20 protein-coding genes and 1 pseudogene are annotated in these 23,359 nt (G+C 58.5%); 6 read left to right on the top strand and 15 right to left on the bottom strand.

What is annotated here, in order from left to right; all coding sequences use genetic code 11:
- Window positions 1-207 precede the first annotated feature (207 nt).
- The 3 genes from J2751_RS13110 to J2751_RS13100 all read right to left on the bottom strand — a co-directional run bounded on the left by J2751_RS13110 (window position 208) and on the right by J2751_RS13100 (window position 6,582).
- A complete protein-coding gene (locus J2751_RS13110) occupies window positions 208-5,205 on the bottom strand; it encodes a right-handed parallel beta-helix repeat-containing protein (protein ID WP_209486655.1) in 4,998 nt (1,665 codons plus the stop codon).
- Window positions 5,206-5,318: 113 nt separating this feature from the next.
- A complete protein-coding gene (locus J2751_RS13105; protein WP_209486654.1) occupies window positions 5,319-5,477 on the bottom strand; it encodes a hypothetical protein in 159 nt (52 codons plus the stop codon).
- A gap of 388 nt (window positions 5,478-5,865) precedes the next feature.
- Window positions 5,866-6,582, bottom strand: coding sequence for a helix-turn-helix domain-containing protein (locus J2751_RS13100; protein WP_209486652.1), 717 nt, complete (start codon window positions 6,580-6,582; stop codon window positions 5,866-5,868).
- 246 nt (window positions 6,583-6,828) lie between these two features.
- Here J2751_RS13100 and J2751_RS13095 point away from each other — a divergent pair, with 246 nt between their 5' ends.
- The 3 genes from J2751_RS13095 (at window position 6,829) to J2751_RS13085 (ending at window position 9,319) form a co-directional block, all read left to right on the top strand.
- The gene (locus J2751_RS13095; RefSeq protein ID WP_209486651.1) at window positions 6,829-6,978 is read left to right on the top strand and encodes a hypothetical protein; all 150 of its coding nucleotides are present in this window, start codon (window positions 6,829-6,831) and stop codon (window positions 6,976-6,978) included.
- 229 nt (window positions 6,979-7,207) lie between these two features.
- Entirely contained in the window at window positions 7,208-7,717 is a 510-nt protein-coding gene (locus J2751_RS13090) for a TRAM domain-containing protein (RefSeq protein ID WP_209486650.1), read from the top strand.
- Between the two features lie 327 nt (window positions 7,718-8,044).
- On the top strand, window positions 8,045-9,319 hold the full coding sequence (locus J2751_RS13085; protein WP_209486649.1) for an RNA-guided endonuclease InsQ/TnpB family protein: 1,275 nt from the start codon (window positions 8,045-8,047) through the stop codon (window positions 9,317-9,319).
- A 626-nt stretch (window positions 9,320-9,945) separates the two neighbouring features.
- On the opposite strand, the gene J2751_RS13080 is transcribed toward J2751_RS13085, so the two are convergent.
- A complete protein-coding gene (locus tag J2751_RS13080) occupies window positions 9,946-10,278 on the bottom strand; it encodes a ribbon-helix-helix domain-containing protein (protein WP_209486648.1) in 333 nt (110 codons plus the stop codon).
- Window positions 10,279-10,497: 219 nt separating this feature from the next.
- Here J2751_RS13080 and J2751_RS13075 point away from each other — a divergent pair, with 219 nt between their 5' ends.
- Window positions 10,498-11,778, top strand: a complete 1,281-nt coding sequence (locus tag J2751_RS13075; RefSeq protein WP_209486646.1) for an RNA-guided endonuclease InsQ/TnpB family protein — start codon at window positions 10,498-10,500, stop codon at window positions 11,776-11,778.
- Between the two features lie 66 nt (window positions 11,779-11,844).
- Here J2751_RS13075 and J2751_RS13070 read toward each other — a convergent pair whose 3' ends face one another.
- The 9 genes from J2751_RS13070 to J2751_RS13030 form a co-directional block, all read right to left on the bottom strand.
- Window positions 11,845-12,012 (bottom strand): hypothetical protein, encoded by a 168-nt coding sequence (locus J2751_RS13070; RefSeq protein ID WP_209486644.1) that lies wholly within the window; start codon window positions 12,010-12,012, stop codon window positions 11,845-11,847.
- Window positions 12,013-12,555: 543 nt separating this feature from the next.
- Window positions 12,556-13,083: a hypothetical protein gene (locus J2751_RS13065; protein ID WP_209486642.1), complete on the bottom strand. Its 528-nt coding sequence runs from the start codon at window positions 13,081-13,083 to the stop codon at window positions 12,556-12,558.
- Entirely contained in the window at window positions 13,080-13,382 is a 303-nt protein-coding gene (locus J2751_RS13060; RefSeq protein WP_209486641.1) for a UPF0175 family protein, read from the bottom strand. Before J2751_RS13060 ends, J2751_RS13065 begins: the two co-directional genes overlap by 4 nt.
- 88 nt (window positions 13,383-13,470) lie before the next feature.
- The gene (locus J2751_RS13055) at window positions 13,471-13,758 is read right to left on the bottom strand and encodes a hypothetical protein (RefSeq protein WP_209486640.1); all 288 of its coding nucleotides are present in this window, start codon (window positions 13,756-13,758) and stop codon (window positions 13,471-13,473) included.
- A 597-nt stretch (window positions 13,759-14,355) separates the two neighbouring features.
- Window positions 14,356-14,976, bottom strand: coding sequence for a DUF7342 family protein (locus J2751_RS15610; RefSeq protein ID WP_245202793.1), 621 nt, complete (start codon window positions 14,974-14,976; stop codon window positions 14,356-14,358).
- 50 nt (window positions 14,977-15,026) lie between these two features.
- The gene (locus J2751_RS13045) at window positions 15,027-15,689 is read right to left on the bottom strand and encodes a restriction endonuclease (protein ID WP_209486639.1); all 663 of its coding nucleotides are present in this window, start codon (window positions 15,687-15,689) and stop codon (window positions 15,027-15,029) included.
- Window positions 15,682-15,921 carry a hypothetical protein gene (locus J2751_RS13040; protein WP_209486638.1) on the bottom strand — a complete coding sequence of 80 codons (240 nt, stop codon included), beginning with the start codon at window positions 15,919-15,921 and terminating at the stop codon, window positions 15,682-15,684. Before J2751_RS13040 ends, J2751_RS13045 begins: the two co-directional genes overlap by 8 nt.
- Window positions 15,918-18,758, bottom strand: a complete 2,841-nt coding sequence (locus tag J2751_RS13035; protein ID WP_209486637.1) for a plasmid replication protein RepH — start codon at window positions 18,756-18,758, stop codon at window positions 15,918-15,920. Before J2751_RS13035 ends, J2751_RS13040 begins: the two co-directional genes overlap by 4 nt.
- 44 nt (window positions 18,759-18,802) lie before the next feature.
- A complete protein-coding gene (locus tag J2751_RS13030; protein ID WP_209486635.1) occupies window positions 18,803-19,282 on the bottom strand; it encodes a hypothetical protein in 480 nt (159 codons plus the stop codon).
- A 723-nt stretch (window positions 19,283-20,005) separates the two neighbouring features.
- Between J2751_RS13030 and J2751_RS15600 the strand changes: the two genes are divergently transcribed.
- Window positions 20,006-20,326 (top strand): MarR family transcriptional regulator, encoded by a 321-nt coding sequence (locus tag J2751_RS15600; protein WP_245202790.1) that lies wholly within the window; start codon window positions 20,006-20,008, stop codon window positions 20,324-20,326.
- 153 nt (window positions 20,327-20,479) lie between these two features.
- A complete protein-coding gene (locus J2751_RS13025; protein ID WP_209486633.1) occupies window positions 20,480-21,592 on the top strand; it encodes a glycosyltransferase family 4 protein in 1,113 nt (370 codons plus the stop codon).
- 167 nt (window positions 21,593-21,759) lie between these two features.
- Here the strand turns inward: J2751_RS13025 and J2751_RS13020 are convergent, their stop codons facing one another.
- Together J2751_RS13020 and J2751_RS13015 are read right to left on the bottom strand one after the other, a co-directional pair.
- Window positions 21,760-22,737 carry a hypothetical protein gene (locus tag J2751_RS13020; RefSeq protein ID WP_209486631.1) on the bottom strand — a complete coding sequence of 326 codons (978 nt, stop codon included), beginning with the start codon at window positions 22,735-22,737 and terminating at the stop codon, window positions 21,760-21,762.
- 337 nt (window positions 22,738-23,074) lie between these two features.
- A pseudogene (locus J2751_RS13015) lies at window positions 23,075-23,359 on the bottom strand (ISH3 family transposase); the annotation flags it as partial.

The following is a 23,359-nucleotide window of genomic DNA, read 5'->3' as shown; positions in this document are numbered from 1 at the left end:
AACTCACCGGGGCGCGTGGCGCGGGCGGGCGGCAGTCGCCGGTGCGGTCGCCGGAGCGGTCGCCGGAGCAGTCGCCGGAGCGGTCGCTCGTCGGATGAGCGCGATAAAAAAAGCCCGCAAAGCGGGTGGGCCGCACGGGAGTGCGGTGGTTCGAATCGAGCGGTCGGTGAGCGCGGTCACCCGGGCGGTGACCGGGGGCTCACGCGACTACTGGATGACTTCGTCGGTGCGGAACGCGGCAGCGACGTCCAGGAGGAGGTCGCTGTCGATGTCGTCCTGGCGGAAGTCGGCGGCGGCGTCGAGGAGGCCGTCACCGTCGACCACACCGTCCTCGTTGGTGTAGGCGGCGCGCGGGTCGTCGAGCTCCTCGACGACGCTGACGTTCTCGATCGTGAGCGTGTCGTCGTCGGTCTCGAAGACGTGTGCGTAGTCGTCACCGAGTTCGAGCGCGTCGGTGTCCTCGGCAGCGACCTCGAAGGTCACTTCCGTGGAGTTGCCAGCGTCGAGTTCGACGTCCGCTTCGGTGGCGTCGATCTCGACCGTGTCGTCGGTGGCGTTCTGGAGCTCGTACACGACGTCCTGCGTACCGACACCGTCACCCTCGTTGGTGACGTTCACGCTGACCTCGTAGGACTCGTTCTGGACGATCTGATCCGGTGCGTCCAGATCCGAGAGCGTGAAGTTCGCCTCGGTGGGCTCGACGGAGGTCACAGTGACACTGTCCTGAGAGTTCACCGCGATTGCGCGAACGGTGATGTCGAATCCAGCTTCCTCAGCCGTCAGACCAGTTACAGCCTGACCATCCGAGTCAGTGTCGACGCTGGTTTCTGTGAGGGCTGCACCAGCATCCTCATCAGTATTGATGATCTGGAAGGTGACTTCCTCACCGCCTTGCGCAACAGGTTCTCCATCTGCCGTGAGCTGAGCCGTAATGTTAGTCGTCGTCTCGCCGTCAGCGACGACCTCATCGGACTCGGCCGTGACTTCAACACCATCAGCAGTGGCGATGAACGTCTGGACGCCGAATCCATCACTAACTGCCGCATCTCCGGTGTTTAGCACCTCAATGTCGTAGTCACCGGGTGCGTCATCATCAACATTAGCGTCGAGTTCCAGCAGCGGGTTGTCCGCACTGACTTCGTCATCTTCGAGATATTCTGGATCATCATCGAAGTCGACATCATCGATATCGGTCAGGGTAGTTAGATCCTCACTGACATCGATGTCACCCGCGAGGTCATCGTCAAGCACAGCCACAACGAGCTGCGCCCTATCATCTTCCGGGAAGTCATAACCATTGTCCTCAGCGAAGATGTTCCGCTCGTCAGTCACCACGATCAGTTCGTCTTCGGGTAGCTCAGTGACGGACTGGTTGAGCCACGGGACGAAGTACTCAGCATTGACATCAGCATCTACTTCGTCACCGCTACCGGTGAACTCATCACCGCTAGCTTCGCCGGATGGACCAGTCTCGTCGCCGTACCAGTTGGCGAGAGCACCTTGGTCGTCAAGGCCGTCGTTGTCTTCGATGCCAACTTCGTTGTCGACGATGTCGTTGAAGTTGACTCGGGTCTCACCCCCAACACTACCGTCTATGTACACACCAGTTTCCGTGCTGTTCAGGATCTGGTTGCGGACGAGAACGTGGTTGTCACCGTCGTCCAGTTGCACAGCAACGTCGTTGTCGTAGACGACGCTGTCAGACACGTCGAGGTTGTTGTGGTCACCGTTGACGTGCACGCCGAGACCATCAATTGCCTCGGTCGTGATTTCCGCATTCTCTACGTCAAGGTCAGCCCCGTCCATCTGGACACCTACATCCTCAACCTCGATCACTGTCCCGTTCACCGTGATCTGGTCGTCATCAGCGGCGACGATGCCAGTGTCTGTGTACGTGACACTGCCATCGACGATTTCGAGCGCTTCGTCAACGTCTACGTCAGTCACATCGACGCCGGTATCAGTGCCGTTGATATCGGTATCGACGATCAGTAGATCGCTACTGCCGTCGTGGCCATCAACGAGAATACCGGTCTCGTACTGGTCAATAGCCGAATTATTGAGCTGGGTATCACTCCCGTCACCTTTGAACTCGACAGCTGTCCGGTCCGCGTCATCGCCCGGACCGATGAATTCCGAGTTCAGGATCTGCGCATCGGATACGCTCGTATCTTCGACGAGAATGTCGACCTCGTCACCAGCGTCCTGAGAGTCAAAGGTGAATCCATCTATGACAACCTCGTCGGCTCCCGAGGAGAGGACGATCGTGTCCTGTTCGTGTTCATTCACGATCCCCGTTTCCTCTGCGCCTTCGAGGCTCTCGAATGTGACCTCAGATTCAGTTACGTCGATAACTTCTGCACCATCGTCAGCTTCGACGTACTCACCTGCACCGACGAAGACGTAGTCGCCGTCACCAGTTGACGGGACACCCTCGACACCAGCGAGGAGGCCGAAGATCGTGTCCTCTCGAAGGTCGCCGTCTTCGACGGCATCATCGAAGTCGTCAACCTCCTCGGTGACGATCAGCATCGTCTCAAACGTGTTGTCTTCGAGTAGGTCGTCGACCTCGTTTTCAGCAGACGTGAAGTCGATATGTTCCTCGTTGTTGTCGAAGACGTTATCCTCGACAGTCGGCGCGGGCTCGGCTTCATCATCGTCCAGTACCAACGCAGTACCTTCATCAAGACCAACGACGGTGTTGGCCGAGACATCGACGTCCTCACTCTGATCGTCGAGAGCAAGGTCGATACCCGTCGCATCACTGCCGTCCTCGTCGCCAGCGATATGGTTGTTCGAGACCTCTAGACTATCGATCCCATCTTCGACGTCGAACTGGATACCGTCTCCGGATGCAGCAGTCACGTTGAGCAGGGAGTTGCCGCTAACTTCAATCGAGAGGTCATCAGCGTCAATTGCGCCCGTGGTGAGTCCGTTATCCGCAGACTCAATCACGTTGTTCGTGATGTCAGCACTCGCTGAACCATCGTCTTCAAGCACGTCGATGTTGATCGCGTCATATTCGTCACCCTCATCTTCGGGCTCGAAGGTGTTACTGTCAATTTCAACGTCGATGACATCGTTACTCTGATCAAGGTCAATGGCAGCAACGTCATCGTCGCCTTCAAGCACGAACACGTTATCCGAGATGACAAGATCGCGGATCTCGTTGGTGCCACCATCCGTGATTGCACGAGCGTCGGATCCACCGTCATCAGCCAGAATCGTAAGCCCGGACACTTCAAGATCATCAACACCGTCGTCAATCACGATAACATCCGTATCACTATCACCGATGATTTCGACGTCTTCAGCGTCGACATCAGTGGGTGAAGTGATAACTACATCGTCTGCGCTACCCGCAATGTTGATGGTCGAGCCGTCGAGCTCGTGCTCACCAGTAATGGTGACGGTCTCTTCATCGAGATCGTCTGCCGTGTCCTCGTCAACGGCGGTATCAAGGTCGCCGTAGATACCGTCGATTATTTCATCAGCGATATCTTCGACGATGACGTACTGATCGAACGTGTTGTCGTCGAAGGCAGCATCGAGGTCGATGTTGTCACCGTCGTCATCGATATGGAAGTCGTTTGCGTTGAACTCGTTGTTCTCGACGGTAATAGCGTCAATGTCACTGAGATCTTCGGACAGATCGAGTGCAGTATCAGTCTCGTTCAGCGTGCTGTCAGTGACACTCAGAGAGCCCTCATCGCCGGTTGTACCGACGGAGACTGCGGATTCAGCTTCATCCTCGCCCTCAAAAGTACTCCCATCAATGTCAAGATCAGCACCTTCCTGGGACACGATGTAGTCTTCGCTGCCATCCATACCCTCGAAGGTGCTGTCCTCAACGCTTAGATCAGCCTCGTCAAGGAGGTTGAGCGCGATCTCGGTTTCCTCGTTCTGGTCGAATGTGACGTTGAAGATTGTTACATCTTCAGCATCAACGTCGAACGTCGTATCAGGCGCTCCCTCATCGGTGAGGAACGTCACGTCGTCATTCTCAACCGGACGGATTTCGAGTTGATCGTTGTCAGCACCGATCGTTTCACCACTGAACTCGTAGGTACCGCCCGCGAAGCGTATGACGACGTCCTCGTCGTTATCGTGCAGGTTGCTCGTGAGTGCATCATTCACATTCGTGAAGACTTCACGATCCTCTTGAGCAAGGTTTTCAACCTCGATGAACGCGAGGTTGAACGTACCAGTCCGAGCGACGTCATCAGTGTCGAAGTCTGCGAAGACGTCAAGGTTCTGGTAGTCGATCGTGACACGGTAATCGAGTCCAGTCTGAGTGCTCACGTCACTCGTGTCAAGACCGTCCAGTTCGAGCTGTGAGAACTCTATTTCGCTACCATCCTGTTCGACAACGAAACGGAGTGTCTCGTCGTCCTCGTCAACGTTCGAGTCGATGATCGTGTCACCGGTAGCAGAGTAGTCACCAAGCTCGGCCTCGCTGATATCTACACCGAGGTCAGTGAGCGTGTTGAGGTCGTACCGAACCTGCGTGCGGTCGCCATCTTCGGGAACGGTGATCTCAATATCTTCCTCCGCAGCGAGGTCTTGAGTCACATCATCGTCACCAGCTGCAATGTCCGCAGGAGTGCCTGCGTTATCGATCGACACACCATCATTGGCTAAGACATTAATAGCACCGACAAATACCTGGTCGGATGGACCATCATTATCTTCGTATGAGACGGTGATGTCAACGTCATCGGTGTTATCTGCGTGATCTATATCTACAGAGTCAACAGTCAGAGTGATGTCCTCGGAGCCGCCAGTAATGTCACCACCGCTTACATCGGAGTCATAATCAACGCGGAGTGTACTTTCACCGGCCTGTAGGCTAATGTCGTCAACTGCAGCATCGGTGCCTTCTACAGTATCTCCCCCACTTGTCAGCGTAACATCTTCCTCGGCAGGCGCTGAGTCGAATTCTCCATCACTAAGTGTAACTTCAATTCTTACGTCAATACTACTGGCGACCTCACCGGTATCAACATCAATCTCATCTGCAAAGGTTTCAATTTCGTGATCAACTGTTTGATCCTGGACAACCTCATCAGGATCAACATCAACAAGATCAACATTTTGTGGTGTCGCAGCAGCACTTCCAGCAAATGCTCCTGCCATGGCAACTACAGACAGTACCATGATCATCGAGAGGAAAGCTGCACGAATCTTCTGCTTCCGACCACTCATGCTCTCACCTCCTGCGGGCTGGCCGCTCCCGCATCACTGTTACCTGTCATAACTCTACGCCTCCGTCGTACCGGTCGTTCCGGTCGTGTGTTTTCGATTGCATCTGTGTGATCTCAGGCATCGTCCTCGAAGTACTCGCGGAGTATCTCCTCGAGCTTCTCCGAGATGTTCTTGCCCTCGCCGACTGCCTCTGCACGGACCTTCCGCCAGACCTCGCGGTCTACCTCGATCGTGGTCCGGGCAGTGTCGTCTGTACTGTTGTTCTCTGTCATCGCCTGACTCATAACGGTCTCATGGTGTCTCGTGATCCGTGGGTGTCACCGCGTAGCACTTACTCACGCTACGTTTCCCCTATTCAAAGGTCCATTACTTATAGGTAACGGTAGACTATTACCGATCGTTCTGCAACCCACTGCAACTCCTGTGCCGTTCATGAGTCGTTAAGAACAACACACGCATGCACGTGTGTGTCAGATCGATCCTCACGAGTCCATATTAATCCTTGGTTACTCGACAGTATTCGGAAATATCGCCCGACCCCGACCCCGACGATCCGCGAGCCGATCCCGCCCGACGCACATCACCAGCCGAACACGTCCACCAGATAAACAACTCCATACGTCCGCCCCCCACGGAGTAGTTGCCGACTAAAACCCCGACTCAGACCGCCTTCCCGCCCCGCGAGCCGACCCCGTCGTCCTCGACCGACGGATCCCGACCGGGAGTACCCAGATCCCGACCGAAACTACCCAGTGACCCCGCACGCGCCTCGCGCGCGACCCCCGTGCCCGCGGCCCCCACGCCCGCGAGCCGCGCGCTCGCGACCCCCGCGCTCGCGCGCCGCACGCGCCCCGCGTCCGTCACGCGCCAGCGATGGGTCCGCCCCTCGGCGTCCCGCTCGACCAGCCCCGCCGCGCGCAACGCCAGCAGCCGCCGCCGGATCGCCCCCGCCGAGTACGGCAGCGCCGCGTACACCGCACTCGACCGCACCCAGCCGCCCCGCTCCGCCGACGCACCGCCCAGCTCCGCCTCCGCACCGCCCAGCTCCGCGACCGCCGCGAGCACCGTCCGCGGGTCGATCGTCGCCTCCCGCCCCGCGAACCGCGCGTCCAGATCCGTCTCCGCGACCGGCGGCAGCCCCGCCTCCGCGACCAGCCCCCGCCCGCGCTCCGTGACCGACCACCTCGCCGCCACCGGCCCGCGCGACGCCGACCGCGTCGCGTACCCCCGGCGCTCCAGGCTCCGCAGGCGCACGCCCACCGACGTCGGCGCCAGCGGCAGCAGCTCGGCCAGCGCCGACGCCGTCGCCCGCCGCTCGCGCCCGAACGACTCCAGCACCCACAGAAGCTCCGCGTCCGTCACGAGCGTTCGCACCATCTCGACCCCCGTACGCGCGGTGACGAGATAACCGTATCGGCCGTCCACGCGACCGCCCGGGCCACTCCCATCGACGGACTGACGAATCGACGAACTGACGAATCGACGGACCGACGCGTCGGCGGCCCGCCGACGCTCCGGCGTCGGACGCACGTCGGATGTGAGTCGGACGAAGCGGGAGAATCGGGGGCAGTTGCGACGTCGTTAACCACAAAGTGTTTATCACATCGGAAAAACCCATCTTCCATGAAGCGACGAGACCTCCTCGCCATCGCGGGCGCGTCTCTGCTGGCTGCGCCCGCGAGCGCGGCGAGTGATGCCGACGAGCCCTCGGCCGACGCGGAGCGCGAGGACTCCGACGCCGACACCGTCAAGATAGACGTAGTGACCACCTGACCGGACCACGGACCCTTCTCACGAAACCGTACTACCCACCGACTCCCGATCACATCGACCACCGACCACACCGATCCCCGAGTGCCGACTCCCGATCACACCGACCACGGACGCCACCGACGACCCACGCCACCGACGACCCACGCCACCGACGACCCACCAACGGCGGCGGGCAGGCGCGTTTCGAAGGTATTAGGAGCGGACCGCCGGTACGTGCAGGCGGATTATAATGACTGCTGATTCACCGTCGTGTAAGTACACGGCGCGTCTCGAACGTGTTGGTGACCGCTACGTTGTTGAGATACCGTCCCGCGAGATCGAACTCGGATCGCTGTCCCCCGGCGACGTCTGCCAGGTGACCGTCGACCTGCTCGAGGAGGGCTCGCCCGACGAGTCGACGACCGGCTCCGCCGACGCGACCGGCTCCGCCGACGCCGCCGGCTCCGGCCGGACCGACGGGCCCGACCAGACGGACCAGCCGGTGTCGGTCGGCGAGCGTCTCACCGTCCGGATCGACGACATGGGCCAGCAGGGCGACGGGATCGCCCGCGTCGGCGAGGGGTACGTCCTCATCGTCCCCGGCTCCGACGTCGACGACGAGGTCGAGGTGGAGGTCCAGCACACGAACCCCACCTACGGCTTCGCCGAGATCCTCGACGACCGGAGCGACGAGGGCGCGACAGAGGAGAGCGCGGCCGAGGAGAGCGCGGCCAAAGCGGACCCATCCGACGCGGTCTGAGCGTCGCAGTCGAGTGATGATCGGATCGTCGTCCGCGGCTTCCTGAAGCTCTCGACGGCGTCGTTCGACCTTTGCTATGGTGTTCGTTCCATGAATTCATACTCGAATCAGCCGTGAGACGCTGCTTGCTTCGTGATCGATGGCGGGCGTACGTCTCGTATGTGGGTGACTGGGTTATGGAAGTTACAAGGCTAAAACCCCGCCCTTCAGGGCGGGGATACAGCCGACAACTCCTACACAATCCACCGTCGGTAGCAAGGCGGGATATTCCACGCTAACCGACACTATTAACAGAACATCGTTCATAACCAGTTATGAAGCCAGAAAATGAGTCGAACCATCCGAACCTTCGAGGCCACGATCACGAACCAGCGACAGGTTCGTGGCGACCTCGATCAGCTCGGATGGGCCGCCTCAAAACTCTGGAACGTCGGTCGCTACTACGCACAAGAACAGTGGGACGAAACGGGCGAGATACCCGATGACGGGGAACTCAAAGCCGAACTCAAAAGCCACGAACGCTATACGGACTTGCATTCTCAATCCAGTCAGCGCGTTCTCGAAGAACTCGCTGAAGCGTTCAACGGCTGGTTCGGTAAGCGTCGGAACGGCGACGACCGTGCCCGACCGCCCGGCTACCGGAAAAACGGAGACTCCCACCCGCGTTCAACTGTGTCGTTCAAAGCGGCTGGCTTCAAGCACGACGCACAGTTCACCCGCGTCCGCCTCTCAAAAGGCCGGAACCTCAAAGAACACCGGTCAGACTTCATCCTATGCGAGTACCAGACTCGCCCGGATGTTGATCTGACCGAGTGGGACATTCAGCAGGTTCGCGCCGTCTACAAACGCGACGAGTGGCGACTACAATTCGTCTGTCGCACCACCATCGACCCGGAACCGCCGGGAGACGAGGTGGCTGGTGTTGACCTCGGGATATGCAACTTTGCGGCCGTCTCCTTCGGCGGTGAATCCGTGTTGTATCCCGGTGGCGCACTCAAAGAGGACGAATACTACTTCACGAAGAAGAAAGCAAAGTGCGACGATTCTTCGTCCCGTGAAGCCACTCGCCTCGACCGCAAACGAACGGGCCGTCGGACGCACTTCTTGCACGCACTCTCGAAAGCACTCGTGGAGGAGTGTGTCGAACGAGGCGTCGGAACGCTTGTCGTTGGCGATCTCGACGGCATCCGAGAAGACGACGAGAACGGTGATTCTCGGAATTGGGGCGACCACGGCAATCTCGACTTGCACGGGTGGGCTTTCGACCGCTTCACAACGCTACTCGAGTACAAGGCGGAAGCCGAAGGCATCGACGTGGAGTTGGTGTCGGAACGCGATACATCGAAGTCGTGTTCGGCGTGCGACCATACAGATGACAGTCAGCGTGTCGAACGTGGCCTGTATGTCTGCGATGAGTGTGGTACAGTAGCGAACGCGGACGTGAATGGTGCTGAGAACATTCGACAAAAGGTACTCCCGAGTCTCGCCACGGATGGCGGAGATAGGGATAACGGCTGGTTGGCACAGCCAGCGGTTCACCTGTTCGACCGTAGTGAGGGCGTTTTCGCCCCACGAGAACAGGTCGTGAACCGCGAACCGTAATATCCCAACGCGGTCGGGAATCCTCGCCCTTCAGGGCGGGGAGGATGTCAATCATAAGAGCACGCCATATCGTCACAAAAGAATTCCGCCGATATCGATGCTTTCGCGGACGATAACGAGAACGACTCGTAGTAGCCCTTCTCTGATTATGTGACCCGACCGTTACGAAACGTGCGTGATCGTGATCTCAGGAAGCGAGTGTGCTGCCGGCTCAAATTCTGCGAAGGACTCGTCGTTCGTCAAAATAGTTGGTTGGCGGTCACGATGCTCAAACGCTAACACAAGGATTGGAACGTCTTTCGGCTGGACCCCACAGACGCAAGCCAGTGTTCGTACTGTGGGCGCCGACCGTTGCTCTCGAAGGAGCGCATCGCTCGCATCACGACTTGATGGCGCTTCGATGAGGCCCGTCATCCGGGTGAGTCGTGTCACAAAACTGGTTTTGACAGCGTCTCGTTCTGTCGCAGAGAGGCCCTTCGTGCGATCGAATGCGACTAACGCCTCTTGGAGCATGTACGCGCTAATCGCCGATGTTGTCTCACCGCGATCGATTGCGGTGAGCAATTCGGTTGCCCGTTCGTTGGTTCGTAGTGTCCCGAATACCCACAGATTCGTGTCAAGGATCTTCACGAATCAGATCCGTACACTTGTGTGGCCGTCTCCTCACGGGCCTCTTCGACGGCCCGTTCAAGCTCGTCTGCATCGACTTTCTCGCCGAGTGCTGTGAGATCGGCGTCGATCTCGGTATCTGATTGGTGGCTCTGCTCAGCCTGTGCGAGTAGTTGCTCTAGCCGAAGCGCGGTGATTGCTGCGTCGTCATTAAGTTCGCGAAGATGCGACCGGCAGGCTTCCTTGATGAACTCGCTTTTATTGGTGTAAATACCCGTCTCATCAAGGAACCGCTCAATCTCAGTGTCCAGCTCAACCGGGAATTTGACACTGACACTTGCGTACTTCATAGTAGTACGATAGTATTACAATTAAATAAGTCTATGGCACCGATGAGGTGTGACCTCCCCAGCGTCCGCTCTTACGGAGAATCGAGGAGAAAGCCTCGCGCTTTAGCGCGGGGATGAATCCGACACTACCCTTCACAGTCCACCGTTCGATGGCACGGCTGGATATTCCACGCTGAGCAAATACACAGCTTCAAGATAATTGGTCTACATAGGTTACGTATGGCGAAACAGGTCGTTACCCGCACCTATACTGCTTCCATACGGAACCAGTCTCGGGTACAAGACGACCTTGATTCGCTCGGGTTCGCAGCCAGTAAGCTCTGGAACGTCGGACGGTGGACATGCAGTCGGATCTGGGATGAAATCGATCACATCCCGAACCACAACGAACTCACCACGTACCTCAAAACCCACGAACGCTATGCTGACCTGCATTCGCAGTCAAGTCAGCGAGTCCTTCAAGAACTCGCTGAGGCGTTCAACGGCTGGTACGGCAAACGACGTAACGGAGACACGAGAGCGAACCCGCCCGGCTACCGTAAACACGTCGACGAACACCCGCGTTCCACAGTCACGTTCAAAGCCGCTGGCTTCAAACTCGACACCCAGTACAACCGCGTCCGACTCTCAAAAGGATCGAACCTGAAAGAGTACTGGTCGGATTTTGTCCTGTGTAAGTACCAAACTCGCCCCGACGTTGACCTCTCCGCCGTGGAGAACGTCCAACAAGCCAAGATCGTGTGGACGGGCGACGAATGGGAACTACACTTCGTCTGTAAGGTCGAGATCGACGTGGATGAAGCCCCCGGTGAGAAGACGGTGGGTGTTGATCTCGGTATTAACAACTTTGCCGCGCTCGCGTATGAAGACGGTCACAGCGAGCTGTACCCGCTGAACTGCTTGAAACAGGACGACTACTACTTCAGCAAGCGAATCGCTCGGTGTGACGACTCGAATTCCGATCAGGCCACCCGGCTGAACCAGAAGAAGTCGGCTCGCCGTACCCACTACTTCCACACACTCTCGAAACATATCGTCCAGCGGTGTGTTGACGAGGAAGTTGGAACTATCATGGTGGGAGATCTCTCCGGCATCCGTGAGGATGAGGAGAACGCCGAGTCAAAGGACTGGGGCATACACGGGAATCTTGACCTGCACTCGTGGGCGTTCGACCGTTTCACAGACCTTCTCGAATACAAAGCCGAAATGGAAGGTATCACGGTTGAACAAGTGTCTGAGCGGGATACCTCGAAGTCGTGTTCGTGCTGTGGTCGGAAGCGTGACGCAAACCGTGTTGAACGCGGACTGTATGTCTGCGATGAGTGCGGGACAGTGGCGAACGCGGACGTGAACGGTGCTGAGAACATTCGGCAGAAAGTATCTCCGAGTCCCGCCACGGATGGCGGTGATAGGAGTAACGGCTGGTTGGCACAGCCATCGACGTTCTTGTTTGACAAGGAAACTGGTGTGTTTGCACCTCAAGAACAGGTAACGTCGTAAACCACAATATCCCAACCCAGCGGTGCGGTGCCGTGGGAATCCTCGCGCTTCAGCGCGGGGAGGATGTCAACCGAGCTCGTAGTCAGTGTCGAGAGCGTCGACGTACTCGTGGTTGCCCGCTCGATCCGGCACGTAACACGGACCTTCTCCACCAGCGTAGAACACCGGCGCCTCGATGTCGAGGTCACTCCGTCGTCTCAACAACTGCGGCATGTCACTCCGGAGTTCACTCACTCGTGGTTCTCGACGAGTGCGGAACGTTCCCCTGGGTGGTCGATGCTTCGTGAGTGGTGGGAGCGACTCTGTGGTGAGGTCGTCGATGGTGACGATCCGCACATCGAGCAGCTGGGCGAGAGACCACGCGGGAGTGGTCACGCCCCACGCCACAACAAGGACCGGCATTGCGCGAGCGAGTGCGGCCCGGTGGGAGATAGACGCGACGGCTTGACGTCCGACAAGGGTGGTGTGCCAGTCTTTACACTCGGCGGCGATGAAGTCGTCTGGCTCGCCACGCAGGGGAATTCGCCGCGCGATGACGTCGGTTTGTTGTGGGCGGTGAGGTACCCCCACTGTTCGAGTGCGTCTGCGAACTCTGCTTCGAGCCACCGTCCGTTTGTGGGGTCGTGATCGGTATCGACTTCGATAAGTCATGGCACCGATGGTGGTGTGACCCCTCGGTGTTCCCTGCCATTGTCGTTTCCCCTCTGTCGTCGACACACGGCACCACTGGGCTTTGACATCCTCCCCGTTCAGGGCGGTGAGGATGTCAACAAGTGTTCACGATGTCGATTCAGCGGCGTCATCAACGAGCGAGTAGGCTTTTTCCCGAAGGCTCGCAGTCATATGGAGACCGTGTGAGTCAATCCGCCTTACGAGATTATACGCTTCCTCCCGATCCAGTCCTTCCTCCACAGCCCGGATAATAACACCAACTGTCCCAGTGACTGTCGCGCCAAGCCCGCGGGCCGTGGTCCGAACACGCTGGTCATCTGAGACAACGCCGACCGGTCGGTCCTCAGCAGTATAGGCCAAGACAGCAGCAATCAGAGAGACATCTCCATTCTGTTCTTTTTCACCAAGGACTTCTTTGGCTTGCTGAACTCGGTCTTGAGCAGCTGGATCGGTCGTCTCAACCGCATACTGATCGATAAACCGGCTCAGATTTGTCTGAGCGGGTTCCGTTGTAATTTCAGATTGGACTGTGGGAAGGACAACAAGCTCACCAGTAAAGCCTGTAAGGTGTTCGAGTTCACCGACGGTACCGAGTGCGATGAGCGTTGTTGCATCGAGGAAAATTCGTGTCACAGTTCACGCGCAGCAGCAGCGTCAGATTCGATATCTTCTGGAGACAGTTGGGTTGTGAGATTGTGTTCACGGGCGATCTCGAGCCACTCTGCGAGACTTACACCGGCAAGTCGAGCCGCCTCGTTAACCGAGAGTTCACCACTTTGGTATCGTTCAATAGCGACACGTCGACGGATCGATGAGAGACCCTCCGAGAGTGCTTTGCGAATGACTGTACTCTTGTCTTCCTCTAATAGCTCACTCACCGCTTCAAGCTCGTCTTCATCATCATCGGGAACCCGGGCACTGATTGATGGCATGTATACACTATAATACAGTGTGACACATAACAGTTTCTCCCGGGAGAAACGATATCGACTGATGTCTGTGTGCAAGGAAGCGCCGGTCTCACACGAAGTCGTAATCGCTGTCGTAAGCACTGACGTACTCATCGTTGCCCGTTCGGTCCGGCACGTAACACGGGCCCTTCCCACCACTGCCGTAGAACACTGGCGCCTCGATATAGAGATCACTTCGTCGGTCCAACAGTAGCGGAACGTCATCCTGGAGTTCGCTCACGCGCGGCTCTCGACGGGTGCGGAACGTTCCCCTTGGCGGTCGATGCTCCGTGAGTGGACGGAGCGACTCTGTGGTGAGGTCGTCGATGGTGATGATCCGCGCGTTGAGCAGTTGCACGAGGTATCACATGCGGTGGTCACGCCTCATGCGACGACAAGCACGGGCATCGCTCGGACGAATGATGCTCGGTGAGGGGCAACCGCCGCGGCATGGAGTGGCAGATCGACGAGCGATCCGCGGCAACCGTTCGGGAGAATCTTAGGGCGGATTTTCCGCTTCGTTCAATTGTGTAAGCGAACTCTCCTCGTATGCACGCCGCCAGAGAAAATGTACTGCACGGGTCACCAGTCTGGGCTCTATTGTAGTGATACAGGAGCGTTGCGGACGCTCTGACAGTGCTTCGGGTGGAGCATGAAAATGCTTGTTCGGAGCGTCCGGTTTGGGATGGTAGTCAAATCGGAAATTAACATCCTGCTCGTCGGTATGGTGAAAATTGTAGTATCCTGTTTGGTACCATCGAAGATCAAATCGACATGAGTCCGCACCTCCGATGCCGTCATCGAGTCGTACGACGAGTTTCGTCGGGTCCAGTAGACTGTCGAACCCCGCTTCGATGACAAGCCCGTCCAGCGTTGTGAACTCGTCTCGAATCTGCTCTAACGCGGTCTCATCTAGTGGTCTGACTTCTCCCTCGACATCTGTATCAGGCTCCATCTACGCCGTGGATTGCTCGCTTTCATCGCCGAGTGCTCCGTACTCATCCGATCCGATAACACGCCTGGTGTCAGCAACACGAGCCGCAGCAGCGTGGCTGTCGTCAGGATCGAAGTCGTAGAGTGAGAGCGCCGCCTGTGCAATCTCGAGATTTTGTTCGATCTGTTGCCAGCGGGTGACATCTCGCCAGCCATTGTCGCCGGGTTCCAACTTAAGAGAGAGTTCGTCGACGTCTACAACGCCGTACTGCTCTCGAAAGCTGTTCAGTTCCGTCTTGAGGTCTCGAATCGAGTCTCGGATTTCGCTTTTGGTATGTTCGCGATGAATCGCTGCGATACGCTTCATTGCCAGCATCTGGGGAGCGCGCATATACCGAGTTCCAGACTCTGTGTTGATTATTTTGACCCGGCCAGTTTCCGCCAGTATAGAGAGGTATTTTCGCGCAGTTGGTTCACTCACATGTGCTCGTTCGGCTATTGTACTGACGGCTTGTGGCTCGGTGGTGACGTCACTGACGTGGCGAATGCGGTCGAACGTGGTTGTATCCGCCTTCCACTCTTCAATGGCAGCCTCATTCACGTCTCCCTCCCACAGATCGTGGGGAGCGTCAGTTGTGGTCATGTGTATCAGCGACTACAGGCTCCACCGATAAAATACTTTCTTAGAAATAACTAATATTTGCTATCTTTGCCGAAGTCATAGTCGCTGCCGTAGGCGTCGACGTACTCGTCGTTGCCCGACCGATCAGGGACGTAACACGGACCACTGCCCCCAGCGTAGAATACCGGTGCCTCGATGTCGAGGTCGCTTCGTCGTCTCAACAACTGCGGCATGTCACTCCGGAGTTCACTCACACAGGGCTCTCGACGGGTGCGGAACGTGCCTCTCGGCGGCCGGTGCTCGGTCAGTGGTGGAAGTGACTCCTTGGTGAGGTCGTCGATGGTGACGATCCGGACATCAAGTCGTTGGGCGAGAGACCACGCGGCGGTGGTCACGCCCCACGACACGACGAGCACGGGCATTGCGCGAGCGAGAGCGGCCCGGTGGGAGATGGATGCTACCGCGCTGCGGCCGACAAGGGTCGTGTGCCAGTCTTTACACTCGGCGACGATGAAGTCGTCCGGCCTATTACGTAGCGGATTTCGCCGCGCGACCACGTCGGTTTCGAGCCCGAAGACGTGTTGGTTGCGTGCCGTGCGGTATCCCCACTGTTTGAGCGCGGCTGCGAACTCCTTCTCCAGCCACCGTCCGTTTGTTGGATCGTGATCGACGGTGGGTTCCTCGTCGGTGTCGCCTACACCGGGAATCTGCTGGAGTTCGTCTCGGTCACTCATCGGCGTTCTCCTCCTGTTGGGCTCTGTTGGCTGTGTCTTCGAGGGCGGTCGCGATCGCTTGGGCCTCTTCAGGTGTGAGATCCGCGTACGTCGTCCCCCACGGCCCACCAAAACTGAGCGTGATGACGGAGTCATCGAGTTCGTCTTGGCCCACCTGGATGGAGCCCTCCTGTTGGCTGGCGGGGCGATCGCGTGTGATGTCCGTTTCGAGGGTGACTGTGGGAGCCGTCATTGTGTCTCACCTTTTTGGTTCGTGTGGAGCGTCGGTGTCACGGATGATGCTAGCGTTTCGTGGTGGTGTGGATCTGGCATTCGGGAGTCGATGAGGTGGTGTGCGGGCGGTACGTCGCGGTGGTCGTCTCTTGGTGGCTGTCTTCGATGCGTCTTCACGGGAAGTGTGGTGTCTCGAATCATGGTGTTCTGCGTGGCTATCGGCGTGAACAGGTCCGTGTCGGCGTGGGCGGTGCGTTGTCGCGTCCACACGTCTGGGTGACTGCTCACGACGCGGTGGGATGGATTCGTCTGTCGATGCGCCAACAGCGGCGTTGGTGTCTTTGTCATGTCTGCCGGCGGTCTAGTTGCGCTTTCGTGATCGGTGATCCACCGTCGGTGACCATCCACCTGGACGGCATGTACTCGGGGGAGCTCGCGAACATCGCTCAGCCGGCGGTCATAGCTGCTTGCGGAGATACCGGCTCTGTCGATCAACTCTGAGCGACCAAGCGGTTGATCTGCCTGGAGGAGCGTCGCGTACAGTTTGGTGGCTGTCGGCGTGAGATCGGGCCGAAAGCGTGTGGCTGGGAGGGTGGCCGCTGCACGTTCAACGTCGGCAGGGGTCGGACAGTGGGACTCGTTCAGCGCTTGTCGGAGGCTCTCCACGACGTCGTACGGACACGCTCTTGGGGTGTCCGCCGGGCCGAACGAGCGCAGACACAGCCGCACGAGCCGCTGTCGCTCGTGGGATGTCCACTGTACGTCGTGGGTCATCGCTATCTCGTCGATCACCCGCCGGATGGCGGGGTAGGTCGTCGCGTCGACGACGGGGATTTCGAGCGTCGGTGCGGCTTCGGTTCCCTCAGCGATCGCTTTACGCACCTCGGAGAGTTCTGTCGACAGGGCGGTGGTGATGTCGTCGTGGAGCGCGGTGATCGTCGGGCCGGCTAGTACCCACGACATGGTGAGATCGAGCGTTGTGTTGGACTCGACCTCGTAGGGGAGCCGGCGGCACAGCTTTGCGGGCCGGTCTTCGAACAGCATGCGGTAGCCTGAGTGGACCCCGTAGACGGACTGTTTAGGTACAGTCTTGCCGAGGAACTCACAGAGGTCATGGAGTTGTGTAGTGTTGCGCGCGAGTGCGTCTGTATCGGGAATTCTGATGGTAGTCGTGAGATCGATTCCAACTGCGTGATACAGTTGGGTTGCTGAGGCGATCAGTCCGTGAAGATCGGCGAAGAGGTCGCTTCGGGCGGCTGTGTCGTCGCTGCCTGTGAGCGTGGCGACTTGTGCGAGGAGTCGGTCTCGAACGGTCGTGATCCGGTCTCTCCAAGCTTGGTAGGTGGTTTCTGTCTCGCTGTACCAGCCCACTTGGTGGCCACGGCGGAGGATACGGGCGGTGTCGTGATCACGATGATCGTCGATCGTTTCGAAGTTGTGGCCGAGTCGTGTGGGGGTGAGGATTGTCGAGAGTGCTTTGTCACTGAGTAAGGCGCCCGCGAGACGTCCTAGGGTGGCTAAGGGCCCGCCCCACTGGAGGACGACGAGCGTTTCAGTATCGGTGTGACTGAGATACGTAACCCGACCGTCCTCGAACGATTGTGGTTGGTCGTCGACGAGCGTGATGGCATCGTCATGGGCGACGGTGCTGAATCGCTCGTGGAACTGGTCTGGGCTGGTCTCAGGGCCAGTGAGCCACTGGACGTAATCAGTTTCCCTGTCTGGGTCGCCGGTTGTCGCCACCCGTTCGTCGATGGTGGGTTCCGGTGGTGACCCCACCCGGCGGGGCGACACTGTACTTGTAGATTCCTGAGGGGTCCCAGTAAGACGCCCATCGAGCCGGCGCTGGTCCGGGTGGACGAGGGCGTTAGTGTCGTCGAGACACTGCTTGACGGCGAGTTGCCCCAGGTCAGTGAGCTGGACGGTGTTGTGCTGGCCGCGACGGTCGATCGTAACCAGACCGCGTGTTTCGAGATCGAGGACGTACCGGCTGACGGTCCCGTCGGCGATATCGATCGTGTGATCGTGGGTGAGATCACGGTAGCTCCGTGTGTCGTCGGCGTTGAGGTGTCCGAGCAAGCGTCGCTTTCCTGGTTCGGTATCGAGATCACGGATGGCCTCCCACGCGGCCTCGGCAGTCTGCGTAGAGTGGTCGGTGTGGGGGGACCGATCCCGGCTGGCAGTAAGATCCAGGTGACACTCGGTCCAGTGGGGATACCGTTTCGAGAGGTGTCGTTGGACTGTCGGGGACGCGACGAGTCTGACGTCGAACCCGTCGGCAAGCACTGCGATCGCCGCGAGTGCGCGGACGCCCGTGCGACGGTCTGTGAGGCTGGTCCACGTGTCACCGTCCAACAGAAGTGTGAGGACTTCGGGTTGATCCTCGAGTTCACGATGGAGCGCGACCGGGCCTTTTGCGAGCGCGCCGAGGTCGGCGTTGACTGGGCCACGCCCCGTGCCGATGGTGGTGACCGTGTCGGTTAGGCCGTCGTATCGCTGGTGGTGGTACGTACTCAGTGTGTCGACGTCGGTGTCCCTGTAGGTCAGCGCAAGCGCCGTGATCGCGCGGGTGTACGCGACGGCTTCAGCGATGTCGTCGGTCCATGGTTCATCGGTGTTCTGCCACTCAGGCAGAGTTTCTGTGAGGAGCTGTGTGCTTGCGCGCCACGGATCTGTGGTGGTGGAATCGCAGATGGCCCGTTCGGTGTGCGGTTTGAGCTTGTCGAGGAGGTCTGGAACCCACTCGGTTACCCGTGGTGAGATTTCAGTACAGACGATTCCCTCGGTGGAGAGGGTAGTCTCGTGGCTGACAAGCCGGATCCCTCGCTCACGGGTCGCAGGCTGGCGTGGTCCCACGAGCGATCACCGTAAGATGAGTCGATGGGTCACGACAACCCGGATCATTCTGTCCCCTCGGGTGGGGCGCCACCATCAGAGCGGGCGTATTCTCGAGCCGCAGTGAGAAGCGGCGTGGGCTCCTGTGGTGTCGGGTGGGTTGGGTCCCGTGGTGTTGTAGCGTCTGGGTGGACGTGTAGATTTGTAGTCGTCGCGGGACTCGTGACGACGATCGTTGGCTCCAGCAGGATGTACGTCGTCGATTGGGTCTGAGTGTTCGCACAGGTCCCGATATGGCCCGTGAGGACGTACTCACGAACCCCGCGGGTGAAGACGGTCGGGTGTTCGTGAGTATCTGATCCACACATGATGTAGCCGATCGCGTACGCGGGTTCGCCGGCCGCGCGGTAGGCGTAGGCGGTGATGTCGTCGCCTTCGTGGAGCGGTTGTCCGCAGATTTGGCAGATCGGGTGGTCCGTGTCGAGTGAGATGCGCGCAAGCTGGTGACGATCTACGGTTTGCGTGTCGCTGGTGGGTCGCGTCATCTGTGCCCTCCTTCAGCGTTGTGAGTGCCAGCTTGCCACGCCTGGCGCGCAGAGAGAGCGCGGCGGGCCGACTCAGTGAGTCGGTACTTGGAGGTGTTGTCAGTATGTTTAGCGACAAGGTCGCGTTCGATGAGGTCTTCAAGGGTGTCACAGACTCGGCTGTGATCGATGGCCTCTGTGTAGTAGTCGGCGAGTGCGTGGTGGAGTGAACGGCTCTCGCTGGGACCCGTCTGTGAGAGTAGCCAGAGGAGATCGCGATGGGTGGCTGAGAAATCGGCCAGTGAGTGGATGGCGTCGGTTTCGGGACGGGGGCTAGACATTGTGGCCCTCCCCGATACTCTCGTTGACGTTGCGTGTCTCAGCACACGTACTACAGAGTGGACCGTCGAAGGTAGCGTCGTGGCCGTCGGCTGCGTTTTCACACAAACTACAGTCGGTGGTCTCTCCGTCCGATCCGTCAGTCGTCTCGCAGGGCTTAAGCCCCGCAGTTGCCAGCATTAGCATGGTTCTGTGGTACCGCACAGAACCCGTCCCGGCCGGGTGTTCCAGCACCGCGGTCGGGGTTTCTATAAATTCTCACGAGCCGAGGGTTCGTCACTTGGGTTCTGTAACTAAACTCACACGCTATTGTCTTATTAATATTACGGAGACTATCTGAGTGGCTGCGAGACTTTTGAAATGCGATCCGACCGTAATATAGACCTGGGAATAGCAGTGTGTCCTATGAGATATGCGGGTAGTTGGATGACTGCGGCAGATGACCGCATCCTAGAGTATCTATCTGAGCATAAATCCGGGTCTCCCACCAAAATGAAGCGAGAAGGTCCGATCCGATACTCACGTCAACAAGTGGATCGGCGATGTAAGAAATTAGCCGAAAAGGGACTAGTTGATCATCTTGGAAACGGAGTCTATGTTATTACAGAAGACGGTGAGGCATATCTCAAGGGTCGTTTAGACACCGAAGATTGGCAGTATATTGACGAAAAAGGAACTGATGACACGCACGATAATTCGACCGAAGACGCTGTTACTGACAGTTGAACGGTGACTTTCTGAACCGGTGTGAATAACACCATACAAGCAGAGCACACTTAACCAACAATAAACCCATTTGTGAGCGGCTGTTGGTTAAACAAGATGTGTGACTAACCTGAACCGGTACGTTTGTTTGCTGGCGCCGGGTACAAGTGCGTAATGCGAATTCTCCGAGTCGCGCCGTGGACCTATCCCGACACGAAAGGCGGTGGGGATTACCACGTTCACGCGATGTCGAGAGACCAAGCCGCGATGGGTCACGACGTGACCGTGCTCACGACACGGGAGGATCAGTCTCTACCGCGGATCGAGGAGACGCACGGGTACACGATACTGCGAGTCTCACCGGGCGTGACGCTGCTCGGCAACGACGTGTCGCCTGCGGTGGCTCGGTACCTCTGGCACGCGGACGGCGACGACTTCGACGTGATACACGCGCACTCGCACTGCTATTTCGTGACGAACCTCGCGGCGCTGAAGGGACGGTTCGGCGATATTCCGCTGGCGATCACGAACCACGGGCTGTACAGTCAGAACGCGCCGGAGCGACTGTTCTCGCTGTACCTGAAGACGCTCGGGCGGTGGACGTTCAACCAGGCGGACGTGGTGTTCTGTTACACCGACGTGGACAAAAAGCGCGTGCGGGAGCTGGGCGTGCGTTCGCGGATCGAGGTCGTCCCCAACGGGATCGACACGGAACGGTTCACGCCCGAGGGACCCGAGAGCGAGTTGATCGACGCCGAGGGACCAGTCGTGCTGTTCGTCGGGCGCTTCGCAGAAGGAAAGCGGCCGTGGCTCGCGATCGAGGCGTTCGCGGAGGTGCTCGAAGAGTATCCGGATGCGGAGCTGTACCTGTGTGGCGACGGCGCGTTACGAGAGGATCTGGAAGCGCAAGTGGAGGAATTGGGGATCGGGGAGGCGGTGACGTTCCTCGGACACGTGCCGTACGACGAGATGCCGAAAGTGTACCGGAGTGGGAAGGTGTTGGTGTTACCGAGCCGGGCGGAGGGGGTGCCGCGGACGGTGTTGGAAGCGATGGCGAGTGGACTGGAGATCGTGATGAGCGATCTGGAGCAAGTTACGCCGACGCTTGGGGAGCGAGGCCACGTAGTCGCGGATGACGGGAACACAACGTTCGCAGACGGCCTCTTCGAAGCGATCGAAGATTCTGGTGAAGCGTCGGAACAAATCGCAGTGGACGATCATCGATGGGCCGATACGGTCGAACGCACGACGTGTACTCTCGAATCGATCACCGAGAACAACTCATAAGTAACCGCTCCTCCTGCCAACGCCTAATGAAGCCGAGTCCGGTAGAGATAATCAAAAATTCTCTCCTGTATCGCGTCTCAGCGCAGGTCGTCGAGTGGGCCGAGCACAGCCTGTTGGTTCGGGCACTGAACGACGAGCGCGTGTTGGTGGGGCTTCTCGGTCTGGGGTTACTCGCGAGCCTCGTTCGAATACTCTCTTCGGGCCTCCACGTGACTATCCAATTCTTGAGTTTCGCGCTGCTGTTCGTCGTGCTCGTCGCGGTGATGTGGAACTACACCGAGCCACTCACGGACGAGTAGCTCCCAGCGGGCGATCACGGGCGCGGCGACGATGACGAGAATGAACTCGAAGATTATTCGGTGGCGAACACCGGTCCCGAAGTTGGAGTTGATCGCGCCGTAGCCGGCAGATCCGGCGAGGAACACGACGATCAGAAGGACCGCGACCGTCTCATCGAACTCACACTCGTACAGCGACCGGATCGCGCCGACGAACAGAACGATCACTATCGGGACTGCGGTGAAGGCGAGCAGGTGAAACACCGATTCGACGTGGAGGGGAAACGGCGTGAATACGAAGTAGAGCACGCGCCCCGGGGCCGCAAGCAGGAAATCGAACCAAGAGCTGTACTGCATCCCGTCGAGGTAGACTGCCCCGCCCTGTGCGCGGTAGGCGAGTTCTCGGTTTGCACGCTCAAAGGAATACAGTACTTCCGCGAACAGACCAAACCCGAGCGCGCCGAGACCACCTAAGACGACCGCCAATGAGGGAATTGATAGCTCTATGTCGAGTACCCGGATGAGATCGACGCTCCCTGCGGCACCGAATCCGAGGAGACCGACGAGGCCGAGTTCGGGCCGTAACAGGAAAACCATCGCCCACAAGGGGACTATCGTTAGCCCCATCGCAACGTCACGTTCTTGAAGTGCGTACACTCCGAGCGCGAGGAACGAGAGGAAACTGAACGCCGAGAGCGCGTCTCGCATCGGGAGACTGAAAAAGAGGAACGGGAGCGGGAGATAGAGAATCAGTGCCATCACTCCGTAGTTGTGTTCTGACATCCACGGGTAGAGCGACCGATAGAGATAGGCGACCGGGATGTACACCAGCACGGCGAAGAGACCGTTGAACACCGCTGCGGTCACCGGTTCTGCCGGGAAGAAGACGTAGAGTAATCCCTGAAATGTGCCGTAGGTGGTAACTGTGGAGGACGCTGAGACTAGTTCACCACTGATCAAGCTGATAGCAACATCATGATACTGTCCGATGTCCCAGACATATGGGAGTCGAGGAAGTATCAGTCGATCACATCGACAGGCGCGTGATCTGGTCTGATGGCGGCGGATCAGATCGAACTGGTCTTGGAGTGTCTTCGAAGCGCTGGTAAGCGTAATCTTCGGGATGGACCGTCGCTGTCGGCGGCGGACCGCCGCTGACGCGACAGCGTCGCCACTCACGACTGCTGTCCGGACCGGTGGACAGCTACCGGAAGAACCGGTCGTCGAGTGGTTGGTTCGCTGGAACAGTCCTACGCACACCAAGCGCTGTCCAAGCGGCCCGCAACACCATCTCACAGAACTCCGTGAACGACCACTGCCAGAGGCGGCGCCCCCCGCGGCGGGGCGCCGCCACGTACCGCCAGTGTAGATACCGCCAGCTATTCTGGAGCAGTAGGCTCACCACAAACATCACCAGCCGTAGCCCAGCGTCCTGAGAACTGGTGAATGCGAGGCTCTGCTTGGCTAATCGGTAGCTCGACTCGATGCC

The organism is Halorubrum alkaliphilum, from assembly GCF_017873815.1.
In the GTDB taxonomy this organism is placed as follows: Archaea; Halobacteriota; Halobacteria; order Halobacteriales; family Haloferacaceae; genus Halorubrum; species Halorubrum alkaliphilum.
This window is presented reverse-complemented; position numbering and strand designations above follow the sequence as displayed.

Excerpts from the sequence above, each read along its gene's own strand:
- J2751_RS13110 (WP_209486655.1), bottom strand. The coding sequence starts at position 5,205 with ATGAGTGGTCGGAAGCAGAAGATTCGTGCAGCTTTCCTCTCGATGATC.
- J2751_RS13105 (WP_209486654.1), bottom strand. The coding sequence starts at position 5,477 with ATGACAGAGAACAACAGTACAGACGACACTGCCCGGACCACGATCGAG.
- J2751_RS13100 (WP_209486652.1), bottom strand. The coding sequence starts at position 6,582 with ATGGTGCGAACGCTCGTGACGGACGCGGAGCTTCTGTGGGTGCTGGAG.
- J2751_RS13095 (WP_209486651.1), top strand. The coding sequence starts at position 6,829 with ATGAAGCGACGAGACCTCCTCGCCATCGCGGGCGCGTCTCTGCTGGCT.
- J2751_RS13090 (WP_209486650.1), top strand. The coding sequence starts at position 7,208 with ATGACTGCTGATTCACCGTCGTGTAAGTACACGGCGCGTCTCGAACGT.
- J2751_RS13085 (WP_209486649.1), top strand. The coding sequence starts at position 8,045 with ATGAGTCGAACCATCCGAACCTTCGAGGCCACGATCACGAACCAGCGA.
- J2751_RS13080 (WP_209486648.1), bottom strand. The coding sequence starts at position 10,278 with ATGAAGTACGCAAGTGTCAGTGTCAAATTCCCGGTTGAGCTGGACACT.
- J2751_RS13075 (WP_209486646.1), top strand. The coding sequence starts at position 10,498 with ATGGCGAAACAGGTCGTTACCCGCACCTATACTGCTTCCATACGGAAC.
- J2751_RS13060 (WP_209486641.1), bottom strand. The coding sequence starts at position 13,382 with ATGCCATCAATCAGTGCCCGGGTTCCCGATGATGATGAAGACGAGCTT.
- J2751_RS15610 (WP_245202793.1), bottom strand. The coding sequence starts at position 14,976 with ATGACCACAACTGACGCTCCCCACGATCTGTGGGAGGGAGACGTGAAT.
- J2751_RS13045 (WP_209486639.1), bottom strand. The coding sequence starts at position 15,689 with ATGAGTGACCGAGACGAACTCCAGCAGATTCCCGGTGTAGGCGACACC.
- J2751_RS13040 (WP_209486638.1), bottom strand. The coding sequence starts at position 15,921 with ATGACGGCTCCCACAGTCACCCTCGAAACGGACATCACACGCGATCGC.
- J2751_RS13030 (WP_209486635.1), bottom strand. The coding sequence starts at position 19,282 with ATGACGCGACCCACCAGCGACACGCAAACCGTAGATCGTCACCAGCTT.
- J2751_RS15600 (WP_245202790.1), top strand. The coding sequence starts at position 20,006 with ATGAGATATGCGGGTAGTTGGATGACTGCGGCAGATGACCGCATCCTA.
- J2751_RS13025 (WP_209486633.1), top strand. The coding sequence starts at position 20,480 with ATGCGAATTCTCCGAGTCGCGCCGTGGACCTATCCCGACACGAAAGGC.